We start from the raw sequence: 14,336 nt of genomic DNA on the forward strand, positions 1-14,336 counted from the left end.
CACTCAATTCTGCTGCTGCGGCTCCGCCGACTTGAACAGCGCGGCCACCTTGCGCTTGGTACGGATGTTGCCCGATCCCGGCTGCTTGGGCGCGGGCGCCTTGGCGGTCTGCTCCCAGGCGGGTGCCTCGTCACCGCCAGCGGCCTCGTAGGGCTTGTCGAAGAAAGGATCGCGCGGTGCGTGGGTGCGCTGCGGGCGCGGGGCGCGGTAGCCCTCGGCCGCCGCGGGGGCGCTGCTGCGGGGTCGGTCGAGCGCGTCGCGGGCATCGCCCGTCTCGCCGTCCTCGCGCCAGCGGCGGCGACCGTCGTTCATGCGGCCGCGCGGACGCTCGTCGTCCATCTCCAGCGGCTGCAGCTCGATCTTCTTCTTGATCAGCTTCTCGATGTCGGCCACCAGACGGGCGTCATTGCCGCCGCCGGCAAAGCTCACGGCCAGGCCCGAGGCGCCTGCACGGCCGGTGCGACCGATGCGGTGCACGTAGTCCTCGGCGTTGAAAGGCACGTCGTAGTTGAAGACGGCGGGCACGTCCTTGATGTCCAGGCCACGGGCCGCGACGTCGGTGCACACCAGCAGGTCCACCTCGCCGGCCTTGAAGGCGGCCAGCGCCTTCAGGCGCTCGTCCTGGCTCTTGTCGCCGTGCAACGCCGTGCAGCGCAGGCCCTCGCGCTCCAGCGAACGGGCCAGCCGGGCGCAGCCCAGCTTGCTGTTGACGAAGACGAAGGCCTGCGTGATGCCGCGCTGGCGCACGATCTGCTTGAGCGCACGGCGCTTGTCGTCCTCGTGCACGCCGTAGAACACCTGCTCGACGGTGGAGGCGGTCTCGTTGGGCCGGGCCACCTCGATGGTGATCGGGTCCTGCAGGTAGCTGGAGGCCAGGCGTTTGATCTCGGGCGAGAAGGTCGCCGAGAACAGCAGCGTGGTGCGCTGCTTGGGCAGGTACGACAGGATGCGTTGCAGGTCGGGCAGGAAGCCGATGTCCAGCATGCGGTCGGCCTCGTCGAGCACGACGTATTCGACCTGGTTCAGCACCGCGTTTTTGGCCTCGATGTGGTCGAGCAGCCGGCCGGGCGTGGCCACCAGCACCTCCACGCCCTTCTTGAGCTCGGCGGTCTGCGGCTTCATGTCGATGCCGCCAAAGACCACGGTGCTGCGCAGCTGCGTGTACTTGGCATACATCTTCACCTGCTGGGCGACCTGGTCGGCCAGTTCGCGCGTGGGCAGCAGCACCAGCGCGCGCACCGGATGCCGGGCGGGCGAAGTCGAGGCGTTCTCGTGTTTGAGCAGGCGATGCAGCAGCGGCAGGGAGAAGGCGGCGGTCTTGCCGGTGCCGGTCTGGGCGGCGCCCATCACGTCCTGGCCGGACAGCACCACCGGAATCGCCTGCGCCTGGATCGGCGTCATATGTTCGTAGCCCATGTCGGCCACGGCGCGCTTCAACGGGTCCGCCAGCGCGAGGTCGGAATAGAGAGTACTCATAGGAAGTCCGCGATTGTCGCATTGCCGCAAAAAACGGCAGTGACAGCGGGGTGACGGGCGTTCTGGTGCCGTCAGGCCGACCGTGCAAGGCTCAGAGCGTGGAGGCGTTGAAGGTGTCGCAGGCCTTCACATGGCCGCTCTTGTAGCCGTTCATGAACCAGCGCTGGCGCTGGGCGCTGCTGCCGTGGGTGAAGCTGTCGGGCACCACCGCCCGGCCCGCGGAACGTTGCAAGGCGTCGTCGCCGATCTTCTCGGCCGCATTCATGGCGGCGGCGATGTCGGACGGGTCAAGCCATTGCTTCGACTCCTGCGAGCGCTGGGCCCATACGCCCGCGAAGCAGTCCGCCTGCAGTTCGACCCGCACGCTCGTCGCATTGACCTGGGTCTCGTTCTGCCGCCGGCGCATGGCGTCGACCTTGTCGGTGATACCCAGCAAGTGCTGAACGTGATGGCCCACCTCATGCGCGATGACATAGGCCTGCGCGAATTCCCCAGGCGCTCCGAGCCGGTCGCGCAGGGTGTCGTAGAAGCGCAGGTCGATGTAGACCTTGCTGTCGCCCGGGCAGTAGAAGGGGCCCATGGCACTCTGCCCGGTGCCGCAGGCCGTGGGCGTGCTGTTGTCGAAGAGCACCAGCGTGGGCGCACGGTACTGGGCGCCGCCTTCTCGGAACACCTCGCCCCACACCACCTCGGTGTTGCGCAGCACCGTGCGTACGAATGCGGTCTCGCGGTCGTTACGCGGCGCATGAGCGGGGGCTTGCTGCTGCTGGACGACGGGGCCGCCGCCTCCGCTGAGCAGGCCCAGCAAGGTCAGGGGATTGATCCCGAACAGCCAGCCCGCCACCACCGCCACGGCCACCGTGCCGAGGCCGATGCTGCGGCCGCCGATGGGGAAGCCGCCACCGCCGCCGCCCATGCCGCGGCGGTCTTCGACGTTGTCCGATTGGTCGTTGCCTTCCCAGCGCATTGCTTTCCTTTCGAATCGGCCCGGCCGGCCAATGGCGCAACGATGCGCCGCGTTTGTTTCAACGGGCCAGGGTGTAGCTCACGGACTGTACGCCCGCGGGCTGCTCGAAGGCAGCCGTCAGCCGGGCGCGCTGGGCTCGGACCTCCTCGGCCGTCTGGACGGCGATGCGCGCCTGGGCGTCACGCAGTTGGGCGGCCTGGACCTGTCCGCGCGCCACCTGGTAGATCGCAGCAAGAAGGAACAGCGCCACCACGGCGAGCGAGCCGATCAGCAGCCACTGAGAGGGCGAAAGGAAGGAAGGGCGTGCGGCAGGGTGTTGGGACATCGGCGGCTCCTGCACGGCCCATCCGTGCGGGTGGCCGAAGACTCGTGGGCAACCGGGCCGAGGCGTGGCGGCCCGCTGCGCGAATCCTTGTAGGCGCCGCCAAGCAGCGGCTGTCAGCCGCGCCGGGCACCCTCCCTGGCATCCGCCGGCGGCAAGGCTTCAGGCCTTGGGCAGCGTCACGCCGCTCTGCCCCTGGTACTTGCCGCCGCGGTCCTTGTAGCTCACCTCGCAGACCTCGTCGCTCTCGAAGAACAGCACCTGCGCACAGCCCTCGCCCGCGTAAATCTTCGCGGGCAGCGGCGTGGTGTTGGAGAACTCCAGCGTCACGTAGCCTTCCCACTCCGGCTCGAAAGGCGTGACGTTGACGATGATGCCGCAGCGCGCGTAGGTGCTCTTGCCCAGGCAGATGGTCAGCACATTGCGGGGAATGCGGAAGTACTCCACCGTCCGCGCCAGCGCAAAGCTGTTGGGCGGGATGATGCAGACGTCGGCATGGATGTCGACGAAGCTCTTCTCGTCGAAGTTCTTCGGGTCCACCACCGTGCTGTGGATGTTGGTGAAGACCTTGAATTCGGGCGCGCAGCGGATGTCGTAGCCATAGCTGCTGGTGCCGTAGCTGATGAGCTTGCGACCGTCCTGCTGGCGCACCTGACCCGGCTCGAAAGGCTCGATCATGCCGTGCTGCTCGGCCATGCGCCGGATCCATTGGTCGCTCTTGATGCTCATGGGAAGACTCGCGCTGGGCGTGCCGGGGCACGCGTCGGAAAAGAGGGCCCGCATTGTGGCACGCGGGGCCCGGGCGGCGGCTCAGCCGGCACGGGCGATCACCGTGCGCGCGATGACACGGTCGTCGCCCAGCACGATGAGGGCGAACAGCAGTTCCTCCAGAGAGGCTGCGTTGGCCGACTTGCGCGCCAGCAAGGGCGTCGCCGCCGGGTCCAGCACCAGGAAGTCCGCCTCGCAGCCCGGTTGCAGGTTGCCGATGGTGCCGGACAGCCCCAGGGCCTGCGCGGCGCCCGCCGTGTGCAGCCACCACAGGCGCGAGGGGGCAAGACTCAGGCCCGGCTTGGTCTGCCCTTCACGTCCCGCGTAATAGGCGGCCAGCATGGTGTGGAAGGGGCTGAAGCTGGTGCCGCCGCCCACGTCGCTCGCCAGTCCATGCAGGTAGTCGACGCGCTGGGCGCCCTCGAAGTCGAAGAAACCGCTGCCCAGGAACAGGTTGCTGGTGGGGCTGACGGCCGCCGCGGTGCGGGTGGCACGCATCAGGTGACGGTCGTCGTCGTCGAAATGGATGCAGTGGGCGTACACCGCGCGCTCGCGCATCAGGCCGAAGTCGTCGTAGACGCCCAGGTAGGAGCGCGATGCGGGAAACAGCTCGCGCGCCCACTTCACCTCGTCCTTGTTCTCGGCCACGTGCGACTGGATCCAGGTATCGGCGTAGCGCGCCGCCAGTTCGCCGGCCCCCCTCAGTTGCGCTTCGGTGCTGGTCGGTGCAAAGCGGGGCGTGATGGCGTAGCCGAGCCGGTCCACGCCGTGCCATCGGCGGATCAGGTCTTCGGTGTCGGCCAGGCTGCGTTCGGTCTCGTCACGGACCCCGTCGGGCGAATGGCGGTCCTGCAGCACCTTGCCGGTGATCAGGCGCATCTGCCGGTGCCGGGCGGCCGAGAACAGCGCATCCACCGAGGCCGGATGCGAGGTCGCGAAGGTCAGCGAGGTGGTTACGCCATGGCGCAGCAGCTCGTCCAGGAAGACCTCGGCCACCTCGGCCGAATGCGCGGCTTCGGCGAAGCGGGTCTCGGCCGGGAAGGTGTAGTTCTCCAGCCAGGGCAGCAGGCCGTCGGCGGGCGCGCCGATGATGTCCGTCTGGGGAAAGTGGATGTGCATGTCCACGAAGCCCGGCGCCAGGATGCGGCCCGGCAGGTGTTCGGGCTCCACGTCGGGATGGCGAGGCTGCACCGCGCCGTGGCTGCCAGCGTCGACCACGCGCTCGCGGCCCTGGGCATCGGGCGCGACGACCAGCAGGCCGTCGGTGTCGAACAGGGGTCGGCCGGCGTCGTCGAAACGCAGCAGCGAGGCGCGGTAGGCTTTTTTCATCGGTCGGAATCGGGGGGAAGGATGCAGCGGCCCAAGGCCGCGGCAGGTACTTCGGCGGAGCGTACTGGAAGCCGCGGTGCCCCGGCTGCCGCTCGGCTTATAGCGGCTATATGCCGCGCGGCAGTGCAGGGTCAGAAGGTGTGAATGAATCCGCCGTGGCCGATCGGGCCGCCAAAACGCGCCCAATCAAGGCGCGCAGCGCAGCCATAGCTCGGGCTATGGCGAGCATTTGCAACGCGGAGTGGGCGCGTTTTGGCAGGACGAGCGGGCATGACGCGTTCGTTCACACCCTTTCAGGGCTCGACGCGGCCCTGCACGCCCTCGACCAGCCAGTTCATCTTGAGGATCTGTCCGTCGTCCAGCGCCTGGCCGCGTGCGATCACGACACGGCCTTGGTTGTCGCGCACATCGGCGGCCACAGCACGGAAGGGCTGCAGCCGGCCGGCCGCGATGTCCTGCTGGCGCGCCATCACCTCGTCCTGCACCGCCTTGGGCACCTTGGGGCCGAAGTCGCCGACACGGATCATCCCTTCCTTGACGCCGCCCCAGGTGTCGGTGCTCTTCCAGCTGCCGTCGAGCACGGCCTTGGCGCGCTGGACGTAGTAGTCGCCCCAGCGGTGCGTGACCGCGACGATCTGCGCATCGGGCGCCACCTGGCGCATGTCGGAGTGATAGGCCACGGCCATCCGGCCACGCTCCTGCGCCGCCTTCATCACGGCGGAGGAGCCGGTGTGGAAGGCCAGCACGTCCGCGCCCTGGTCCATCAGCCGCATGGCGGCATCGCGCTCCAGCGCCGGGTCGAACCACTGGTTGAGCCACACGATCTTGACCTGCGCGGTGGGGTCGACCGAGCGCATGCCGAGCGTGAAGGCATTGATGCCCTGCAGCACCTCGGGAATCGGGAAGCCCGCCACATAGCCGGCGACATGCGACTTGCTCATGCGCCCCGCCGCCACGCCCGCCAGGTAGCGGCCTTCGTAGTAGCGCGCATTGGCCGTGGCTACGTTGTCGGCCCGCTGGTAGCCGGTGATCGATTCGAAGCGCACCTGCGGAAATTCGCGCGCCACGCGCATCGTCGGCGCCATGTAGCCGAAGCTGGGCGTGATGATGAGCTGGTTGCCCTGGCGTGCCAGGTCGCGGATGACGCGCTCGGCGTCGGGCCCTTCGGCCACGTTCTCGACATAGGTGGTCTTCACCTTGCCGGGCAGCGCCGCCTCGATGGCCTGGCGGCCCAGCTCATGCTGGTGCACCCACCCGGCGTCGCCCAGCGGTGCGACGTAGACGATGCCGATCTTCAGCGGCGCCTGCGACGGCGTCGGCTGGGCATGGGTGAAGGGGGAAGACAGAAAACAGCAGGCGGCCGCGAGCGCGGCTGCGAGGTTTTTGTACATGGTGTTCCTCTACATGGCCCCAAAAACGAAAACGCCGCGCAGCGGGGCGGCTGCGCGGCGGGCGAATTGTAATGAGTGGACCGATTCCGGCCCCGGCGGGCGGGCTCTGCAGCGCCCGCCTCGGGCCCGCCGCCTGCGCTCAGGCAGCCACGGGCGCGCTGGTGCGGATCAGGTGGTCGAAGGCGCTGAGTGCCGCCTTCGCGCCCTCCCCCGCGGCAATGATGATCTGCTTGTACGGCACCGTGGTGCAGTCACCCGCAGCGAACACACCCGGCACCGAGGTCTGGCCCTTGGCGTCCACGATGATCTCGCCGTGGCGAGACAGCTCGACCGTGCCCTTGAGCCAGTCGGTGTTCGGCACCAGGCCGATCTGGATGAACACGCCTTCCAGGTCCACACGCTGCTCCTGGCCGGTCGCGCGATCCTTGTAGGTCAGGCCGTTCACCTTGTCGGTGCCGGTGATGGATGTGGTCTGCGCGTTGGTCAGCACCGTCACGTTGGGCAAGCTGGCGAGCTTGCGCTGCAACACCGCATCGGCGCGCAACTGGGTGTCGAACTCGATCAGCGTCACATGGCCCACGATGCCGGCCAGGTCGATGGCCGCCTCGACGCCGGAGTTGCCGCCGCCGATCACCGCCACGCGCTTGCCCTTGAACAGCGGGCCGTCGCAGTGCGGGCAGTAGGCCACGCCCTTGTTCTTGAACTCCTGCTCGCCCGGCACGTTGATGTTGCGCCAGCGGGCACCGGTCGACAGGATCACGGTCTTGGCCTTGAGCGTGGCGCCGCTTTCCATGCGCACTTCGATCAGGTCATTGCCCGGCACCAGCGCCGATGCACGCTGCAGGTTCATCACGTCCACGTCGTAATGGCGAACGTGCTCGTCCAGCGCCAGCGCGAAGTGCGGGCCTTGCGTCTCCTTGACGGAGATGAAGTTCTCGATGCCCAGCGTGTCCAGCACTTGGCCGCCGAAGCGCTCTGCCGCCACGCCGGTGCGGATGCCCTTGCGGGCCGCGTACACCGCTGCCGCAGCGCCTGCCGGGCCGCCGCCGACGATCAGCACGTCGAAGGCTTCCTTTGCGCTGAGCTTCTTGGCCTCGCGCTCGACGCCGCTGGTGTCGATCTTGGCCAGGATCTCTTCCAGACTCATGCGCCCCGAGCCGAACATCTGGCCGTTCATGAACACGGTGGGCACGCCCATGATCTGGCGGTCCTCGATCTCCTTCTGGAAGGTGCCGCCTTCGATCATGGTGGTCTTGATGCGCGGGTTCTGCACGGCCATCAGGTTCAGGGCCTGCACCACGTCCGGGCAGTTGTGGCAGGTAAGCGAAACGTAGACCTCGAATTCGAAGTCGCCGTCGAGTTGCTTGATCTGGTCGAGGATGGCCTGCTCCACCTTGGGCGGATAGCCGCCCTGCTGCAGCATCGCCAGGATCAGCGAGGTGAATTCATGACCCATGGGCAGGCCGGCAAAGCGCGGGCCGTCGGTCTGGCCAGGCTTGTTGATCGAGAACGAGGGCTTGCGGTCATTGCTCTCGGCGTGGTCGATCACGGTGACCAGCTTCGACGTGCTGGCGATGTCCTGGAGCAACTCGCGCGTCTGTGCCGACGCCGGCGAGTCGTCCAGCGCAGCCACGATCTCGATGGGCTGGGAAATGCGCTCCAGGTAGCTGGAAAGCTGGGCTTTGGTGGCGGCGTCAAGCATGGCGGTGTCTTTCTGGCGTTCGGGTCTTCAATGGGAGATGGGCCTCGGGGCGTTGGCCCGACGGCGGGGCTCGTCTCCAGCATCTAGGGACGGGCCGGCAATAAAAAAGCCCGAGTCACAAGGGTGCCCCGGGCTCGGGGGCAGCTGCTGCGCAGCCGCCCGGCAGGCAGGTTCAGGCGTGCGCCGTCCATCCCTCCACAGCGGAGAGCATCTGGTACGGGAAGCCTGACGCCAGCCGGGCGAAGGGCATGCTCAGATCTTGCCGACCAGGTCGAAGGAAGGCTTCAGGGTGGCGGCGCCTTCTTCCCACTTGGCGGGGCAGACTTCGCCGGGGTGGGCAGCGACGTACTGCGCGGCCTTGACCTTGCGCAGCAGGTCCTTGGCGTCACGGCCGATGCCTTCGGCGGTGATTTCCAGCGCCTGGATCACGCCTTGCGGGTCGACGATGAAGGTGCCGCGGTTGGCCAGGCCCTGGTCTTCACGCAGCACTTCGAAGTTGCGGCTGATGGCCAGCGTGGGGTCGCCGATCATCGTGTACTTGATCTTGCCGATGGTCTCGGACGAGTCGTGCCAGGCCTTGTGGGTGAAGTGGGTGTCGGTCGAGACCGAGTAGATCTCCACGCCCATCTTCTGGAACTCGGCGTAGTGGTCGGCCACGTCGCCCAGCTCGGTCGGGCACACGAAGGTGAAGTCGGCCGGGTAGAAGAAGAAGACGGACCACTTGCCCTTGACGTCGTCGCTGGAGACGTCGACGAACTTGCCGTCCTTGTAAGCGGTGGCCTTGAAGGGCTTGATTTCGGTGTTGATCACGGACATGTGCGGTTCCTCTTGAGGTCGAAAAAACTTGCGAGGCTCTAGTATATGCATGAGCTAAAGGAAATTGATAGATAAACACTATCGATCGGGATCCCTGTAGCTATGACGAAGTCGGTGTGCGCGGCCCGACCGATACGAACGCCTCTCACGATCAAACGCATGCAGACCAGACCGGCCGGGTCTTGCCTTGTGGGCACTGGAGAGCGCCCGCACAATCCGCCACTTCGGGACCCTCCGGTCCGAGGACGAGAACATGCAAGGCGATCTCCAGGTCATCGATCATCTCCAGGCCCAGCTCAAGATCGAGTTGACGGCCATCAACCAGTACTTCCTTCATTACCGGATGCTCAAGCATTGGGGCTTCGACAAGCTGGCGAAGAAGGAATATTCCGAATCCATCGAAGCCATGAAGCACGCGGACAAGTTGATGGACCGCATCTTCATGCTGGACGGCCTGCCGAACCTGCAGGACCTGGGCAAGCTCAACGTGGGCGAGGACGTGCCCGAGATCCTCGACTGCGATCTGCGCACCGAGCAGGGCTCGCAGGCCACGCTCAAGGCTGGCATCGCCTACTGCGAGTCGGTCCGCGACTTCGTCTCTCGCGACCTGCTGGAGGACATCCTGGAAGACGCCGAAGAGCAGATCGACTTCCTGGAAACGCAGATCGATCTGGTCGGCAAGGTGGGCCTGCAGAACTATCTGCAGTCGCAGATGGGCGACGCCGGCTGAGATTACCGTTCTTACGGCGACACGATTCGCCGATCTTTTCATCAAGGGCCCCGCGTGGGCCCTTTCTGCTTCATGAAACTTTACCTGCTCCGGATGCTTTCTATTTGATAGCAACAGGCGGCCGCGGGGCGAGCGATATACCTCAAGATCGGTATCCAGCGCAAAAATTCAAATAACATCGATTCTCATTTGCGCCCATAGAATCCGCGGCGCCGATGACACCTCCCGCCTCTTCCGCCCGCCGCGCCTGCTGGCTCAAGACCCTGCATGAATGGCACTGGGTGAGTTCGGCCTTGTGCCTGGTGGGCATGCTGCTGTTCAGCCTCACGGGCATCACGCTCAACCATGCGGCGGACATCGAAGCCAGGCCGAACGTCGTCCATCGGACAGCCACCTTGCCGCCGACGCTGCGCGGCGCCTTGCGGCAGCAGCAGGCTGAAGTCGACGGCCAGCACCACGGCCGCGCCCCCGCGCCAGCCGCCCTGGCGGCATGGCTGAAGTCGCAGTGGGCCATCGACGCCGGCGGGCACGAGGCCGAATGGTCGGCCGACGAGTTCTACCTGTCCCTGCCCCGACCGGGCGGCGATGCGTGGGTGCGCATCGCGCTGGACGACGGCAGCGCCGAATACGAACGGACCGATCGCGGCTGGATCGCCTACCTCAACGACCTGCACAAGGGGCGCCACACCGGGCCGGCGTGGCAGTGGTTCATCGACGTGTTCGCTGGCGCGGCCCTCCTCTTCTCGCTGACGGGCCTGCTCATCCTGAAGATGCATGCGGGCCGCCGCCCCTTCACGTGGCCGATGGTCGGTCTGGGTCTGCTCGCGCCTCTGCTGCTGGCATTGCTGCTCATCCATTGACCGACTCGCCACCGCCTTTTCCTCGCTTCTCTTTCAAAGGACGCTCCGTGCAGCTTCGCTATCCCCTTGCGCCTCTCACCTTGTCGATGCTGTTCGCCGGCCCGGCCGCAGCTGCCGGGCTCGGTGTCAACATCGAGATCCCGCGCCTTTCCGTGTCCGAGTACCACCGGCCCTATGTGGCGGCGTGGATCGAGCGGCCCGACAACACCGTGGCCACGACGCTGGCCGTCTGGTACGACGTGCGCACCCGCGCCAACAACCCCGAGGGCGAAGGCACCAAGTGGCTCAAGGATCTGCGCCAATGGTGGCGGCGCACGGGCCGCGAGCTGTCGGTGCCCATCGATGGCGTGACCGGCGCCACCAAGCCGGCAGGGCGCCATGCGCTCGCCTTCACCGAAGGCAGCAAGCCGCTTGGCCAACTGGCGCCCGGCAGCTACAGGCTTGTCGTCGAGGCTGCCCGCGAGGTCGGCGGCCGCGAGGTGGTGACCGTCCCCTTCCAGTGGCCGCCCGCGAAGGCCGAGCAGGCGGGCGCCGCCGGCAAGGAAGAGTTGGGCGAGATCAGGCTCGAGCTCAAGCCCTGACCGATTGCCAACTGATCCCTGCCCTTCTCTGGAGCCCTTTCATGCGAATTCCCTTCCGCCTTGCGACCCTTGCCCTGGGCCTCTGCGCCGCCGTCGCCGCCCAGGCCCACAACCTCTGGCTGCTGCCCTCCACCACCGTCCTGTCCAAGCCCGACTGGGTGACAGTGGACGGTGCCGTCTCCAACGACCTGTTCGTCGCCAACCATTTCCCGCTCAACCTCGACAACCTGCAGGTCACGGGCCCCGACGGCGCAGCCGTCAAGCCCGAGAACCTGGCCAGGCTCAAGTACCGCAGCGTGTTCGACCTGAACCTCGCGCAGTCGGGCACCTACCGTATTGCCGTGATCAACAGCGGCGTCTTCGCCAGCTGGAAGGACAAGGCCACCGGCCAGCCCCGCCGTGCGCGCGGCACGGCCGAGACCATCGGCCGCGAGATCCCCGCGGATGCGCAGGACGTCGCAGTCACGCAGTCGCTGGGCCGCGTGGAAACCTTCGTCTCGGTGGGCAAGCCGACGGCACTCAAGCCGGCGGGCCAGGGACTCGAACTCGTGGCAACGGGCAGCGCCACCGACCACGCCAAGGGCGAAAAATCCGCGTTCACGCTGCTGCTCGACGGCCAGCCAGCGGCGGGACTGGAGGTGACAGTCACGCAAGGCAACACCGTCTACCGCGACAAGCTGAATGAAACGACCGTCAAGACCGATGCGCAGGGGCGGTTCGACGTCACCTGGCCCGCGGCCGGCATGTACTGGCTGGAAGCGAGCACGCGCGATACCAAGACCTCGCTGCCGCAGGCCAAGGAACGGCGGCTGAGCTACGCGGCCACGCTCGAAGTCCTGCCCTGAGCGTGAGCAGCCCATCATCCACCGAGCGCAACCGCATGGCCGGGATGCCTGCGCTGTCCTTCGCCCGCTGGCAGGCCGGCGGCTACGCGCAGGTGCGCATGCCCCGAGCGGCCGACCCTGCGCGACTGCAGGCGCTGTCGGGCCAGACCATGGGCACCCACTGGTCGCTCCGGCTGGACAACCCGCGGATGCTGCCGCGGGGCGACGTGTGTGCGGCGGTCGAGGCGGTGCTGGCGGATGTCGTTGCGCAGATGAGCCATTGGGTGAGGGATTCCGCACTCGGCCGCTTCAATGACGCACCACCCGGCAGCTGGCACGCGCTGCCGGAAGGGCTCGCCCAGGTGCTCGGTCGTGCCCTCCAATGGGCGAAGGCAAGCGGTGGCGCCTTCGATCCGACGCTGGGCGCGTTGGTCGCGGCCTGGGGTTTCGGGCCGGACGCCAGCGCCTCGCCCGCATGGCCGGACCCGCACACACTGGCGACGGCCCGCGAACGCTGCGGCTGGCACCGGCTCGATCTGCGGAGCGACGAGGGTGGCAGATCGGCCAGACAGCCCGGCAGCCTGAGACTGGACCTGTCCGGCATCGCCAAGGGCCATGCCGTGGACCGCGTCGCCGAGGCGCTCGCGGCCATGGGACTGCGGGACTTCCTCTTCGAGATCGGCGGCGAGCTGATCGCCCGCGGTCAACGCCCGGACGGACAGCCGTGGCGGGTGCAGGTCGCCGCCGCTGCCACGGATGCCCAGGCGCCGCTGCTGCTGCCATTGCGCGACGAAGCCGTGGCCACCTCGGGCGATCACTGGCATGTGCGGGAGCACGCGGGGCGGCACTGGTCGCACACGCTCGATCCCCGCACGGGCAAGCCGGTCGGCCACGCCCTGGCCGCGGTGACCGTGGTGCACCCCGCCTGCATGGATGCGGATGCGCTGGCCACGCTGCTCACGGTCATGGGCCCCGAGGAGGGGTTGGCCTTCGCCGACCTGCATCAGGTGGCCGCGCTCTTCACCGAGCGCAAGCCGGATGGCACGCTGCGCCGGCTGGCCAGCCGGTGCTGGCGCTTCGGCATCGGCGCAGCTTCGTGAGCGAAGCGCTGCGTCACTGGTCGGCTGGCGGCGCCATGCTGGCCTATGCCGCGCTGTGCGCCGCCATCTACGCCAGACAACGGCGGCAGGCGAGGACGCGGGCTGCGGCGGCTGCGGGCCTGGCTGGCACAGCCGCCTCCCCGGTGCTGGTCGTGCATGCCACGCAGACGGGCCTGGCCGAGCAGTGGGCCTGGGTCACTGCAGAAGCCCTTCACCGCGGCGGCACGCCCGCGCGCGTGCTGCCCCTCAACGCATTGGACGCCGACCTGCTGGCCGGCACGTCCCGCGCCTTGTTCATCGCCAGCACCTACGGCGAAGGCGACGCACCCGATGGCGCCAGCGCGTTCGCCGATGCGGTGATGCGCGAACCGGCCGCGCTGGCCCGCTTGCGCTATGCCGTGCTGGCGCTGGGGGACCGGCAGTACGCGCAGTTCTGCGGCTTCGGCCGGCGGCTGGATGCCTGGCTCCAGGCAGCGGGCGCCACGCCCGAGTTCGCCCGCATCGACGTGGATCGCGGCGATCCCGATGCGCTGCAGCGCTGGCACCAGCACCTCGGCCTGATCGCGCCTGCCGCCAGCGCTGGCGCCGAAGCCGCCTTCCACCCCTGGACCCTGCGCCAGCGCGAGCACCTGAATCCGGGCAGTCTGGGCGGGCCGATCCATCGCCTGCACCTTCAGGCACCTGCCGGCATGACCCCGCGCTGGGAGGCGGGCGACCTGGTCGACCTCCACCTGGACAGCGACCCCACGCGGCCCCGCGCCTACTCGATCTGCTCCATTCCCGAGGAAGGCGATCTGCAGCTGATGGTGCGGCAGACCCGGCATCCGGACGGCCGGCCTGGTGCCGCGTCGGGGCTGCTGACAGAGACGCTGCAGCCAGGCCAGTCGGTGCCGCTGCGGCTGCGCCCCCATCCCGGCTCCCGCCTGCACCCCGACGCGCAACGACCTCTGCTGCTGATCGGCAATGGCACCGGCCTGGCCGGCCTGCGGGCGCTGCTGCGCGAGCGCATCCGGCGCGGGCAGCATGAGAACTGGCTGGTCTTCGGCGAGCGGCAACGCGCGCACGACCGACTGCTCGACGACGAATTGACCGCGTGGCAGGCCGAGGGCCGTCTGGCGCGGCTGGACCGGGTCTTCTCCCGCGACGACGACGATGGCGCCTATGTCCAGCACCGCCTGCTGCGCGAAGCGGCACAGGTGAGCGCCTGGTGCGAGCGTGGCGCGGTCATCCACGTCTGCGGCAGCCTGCAGGGCATGGCCTCGGCGGTGGACCTCGCGCTGCGCCAGATCCTGGGCGAGCCGGCGATGCAGTTGCTCCACCGCGAAGGCCGTTACCGGCGCGACGTGTACTGAGGCGCGGAAACACCGTCACGGCATCACGCGCGTGGGGCAGCGTTGCCGCAGGGCCACACCGGTGCGATTTCGATGCGCCGAGACCGCCTCGATCCCTCCAATCTTGTTGCGAGTCGTT

At 68.0% G+C, this 14,336-nt stretch carries 14 protein-coding genes; 6 read left to right on the forward strand and 8 right to left on the reverse strand.

Annotated elements, in window-relative coordinates; translation table 11 throughout:
* Window positions 1–3 precede the first annotated feature (3 nt).
* The 8 genes from ACT54X_RS17810 to ahpC all read right to left on the reverse strand — a co-directional run bounded on the left by ACT54X_RS17810 (window position 4) and on the right by ahpC (window position 8,771).
* The gene (locus ACT54X_RS17810) at window positions 4–1,476 is read right to left on the reverse strand and encodes a DEAD/DEAH box helicase (protein WP_294372524.1); all 1,473 of its coding nucleotides are present in this window, start codon (window positions 1,474–1,476) and stop codon (window positions 4–6) included.
* Between the two features lie 91 nt (window positions 1,477–1,567).
* Window positions 1,568–2,443 (reverse strand): KPN_02809 family neutral zinc metallopeptidase, encoded by an 876-nt coding sequence (gene ypfJ / locus ACT54X_RS17815; protein ID WP_294372527.1) that lies wholly within the window; start codon window positions 2,441–2,443, stop codon window positions 1,568–1,570.
* Window positions 2,444–2,501: 58 nt separating this feature from the next.
* Window positions 2,502–2,768, reverse strand: coding sequence for a hypothetical protein (locus tag ACT54X_RS17820; RefSeq protein WP_114802409.1), 267 nt, complete (start codon window positions 2,766–2,768; stop codon window positions 2,502–2,504).
* Between the two features lie 159 nt (window positions 2,769–2,927).
* Complete coding sequence (dcd, locus tag ACT54X_RS17825; protein WP_058641997.1) at window positions 2,928–3,494, reverse strand: dCTP deaminase; 567 nt, start codon at window positions 3,492–3,494, stop codon at window positions 2,928–2,930.
* Between the two features lie 81 nt (window positions 3,495–3,575).
* Window positions 3,576–4,862 (reverse strand): guanine deaminase, encoded by a 1,287-nt coding sequence (gene guaD / locus ACT54X_RS17830; protein ID WP_294372533.1) that lies wholly within the window; start codon window positions 4,860–4,862, stop codon window positions 3,576–3,578.
* Between the two features lie 293 nt (window positions 4,863–5,155).
* Window positions 5,156–6,253 (reverse strand): BMP family ABC transporter substrate-binding protein, encoded by a 1,098-nt coding sequence (locus tag ACT54X_RS17835; RefSeq protein ID WP_294372536.1) that lies wholly within the window; start codon window positions 6,251–6,253, stop codon window positions 5,156–5,158.
* Window positions 6,254–6,392: 139 nt separating this feature from the next.
* Window positions 6,393–7,955 carry an alkyl hydroperoxide reductase subunit F gene (ahpF, locus tag ACT54X_RS17840; RefSeq protein ID WP_294372539.1) on the reverse strand — a complete coding sequence of 521 codons (1,563 nt, stop codon included), beginning with the start codon at window positions 7,953–7,955 and terminating at the stop codon, window positions 6,393–6,395.
* A 252-nt stretch (window positions 7,956–8,207) separates the two neighbouring features.
* Window positions 8,208–8,771, reverse strand: a complete 564-nt coding sequence (ahpC, locus tag ACT54X_RS17845) for an alkyl hydroperoxide reductase subunit C (RefSeq protein ID WP_058642001.1) — start codon at window positions 8,769–8,771, stop codon at window positions 8,208–8,210.
* Between the two features lie 253 nt (window positions 8,772–9,024).
* Here ahpC and bfr point away from each other — a divergent pair, with 253 nt between their 5' ends.
* The 6 genes from bfr (at window position 9,025) to ACT54X_RS17875 (ending at window position 14,218) form a co-directional block, all read left to right on the forward strand.
* The gene (gene bfr / locus ACT54X_RS17850) at window positions 9,025–9,501 is read left to right on the forward strand and encodes a bacterioferritin (RefSeq protein ID WP_294372546.1); all 477 of its coding nucleotides are present in this window, start codon (window positions 9,025–9,027) and stop codon (window positions 9,499–9,501) included.
* 215 nt (window positions 9,502–9,716) lie between these two features.
* The gene (locus ACT54X_RS17855; protein ID WP_294372547.1) at window positions 9,717–10,361 is read left to right on the forward strand and encodes a PepSY-associated TM helix domain-containing protein; all 645 of its coding nucleotides are present in this window, start codon (window positions 9,717–9,719) and stop codon (window positions 10,359–10,361) included.
* Window positions 10,362–10,447: 86 nt separating this feature from the next.
* Complete coding sequence (locus ACT54X_RS17860) at window positions 10,448–10,942, forward strand: DUF2271 domain-containing protein (RefSeq protein WP_294372915.1); 495 nt, start codon at window positions 10,448–10,450, stop codon at window positions 10,940–10,942.
* A 41-nt stretch (window positions 10,943–10,983) separates the two neighbouring features.
* Window positions 10,984–11,787, forward strand: a complete 804-nt coding sequence (locus ACT54X_RS17865; protein WP_294372550.1) for a DUF4198 domain-containing protein — start codon at window positions 10,984–10,986, stop codon at window positions 11,785–11,787.
* Window positions 11,788–11,789: 2 nt separating this feature from the next.
* Window positions 11,790–12,866, forward strand: coding sequence for an FAD:protein FMN transferase (locus ACT54X_RS17870; protein ID WP_476347661.1), 1,077 nt, complete (start codon window positions 11,790–11,792; stop codon window positions 12,864–12,866).
* Entirely contained in the window at window positions 12,863–14,218 is a 1,356-nt protein-coding gene (locus tag ACT54X_RS17875) for a sulfite reductase subunit alpha (RefSeq protein WP_294372554.1), read from the forward strand. The genes ACT54X_RS17870 and ACT54X_RS17875 overlap by 4 nt, the downstream gene beginning before the upstream one ends.
* Window positions 14,219–14,336: the final 118 nt, after the last annotated feature.

Source organism: Pseudacidovorax sp. DMC4, from assembly GCF_056314265.1.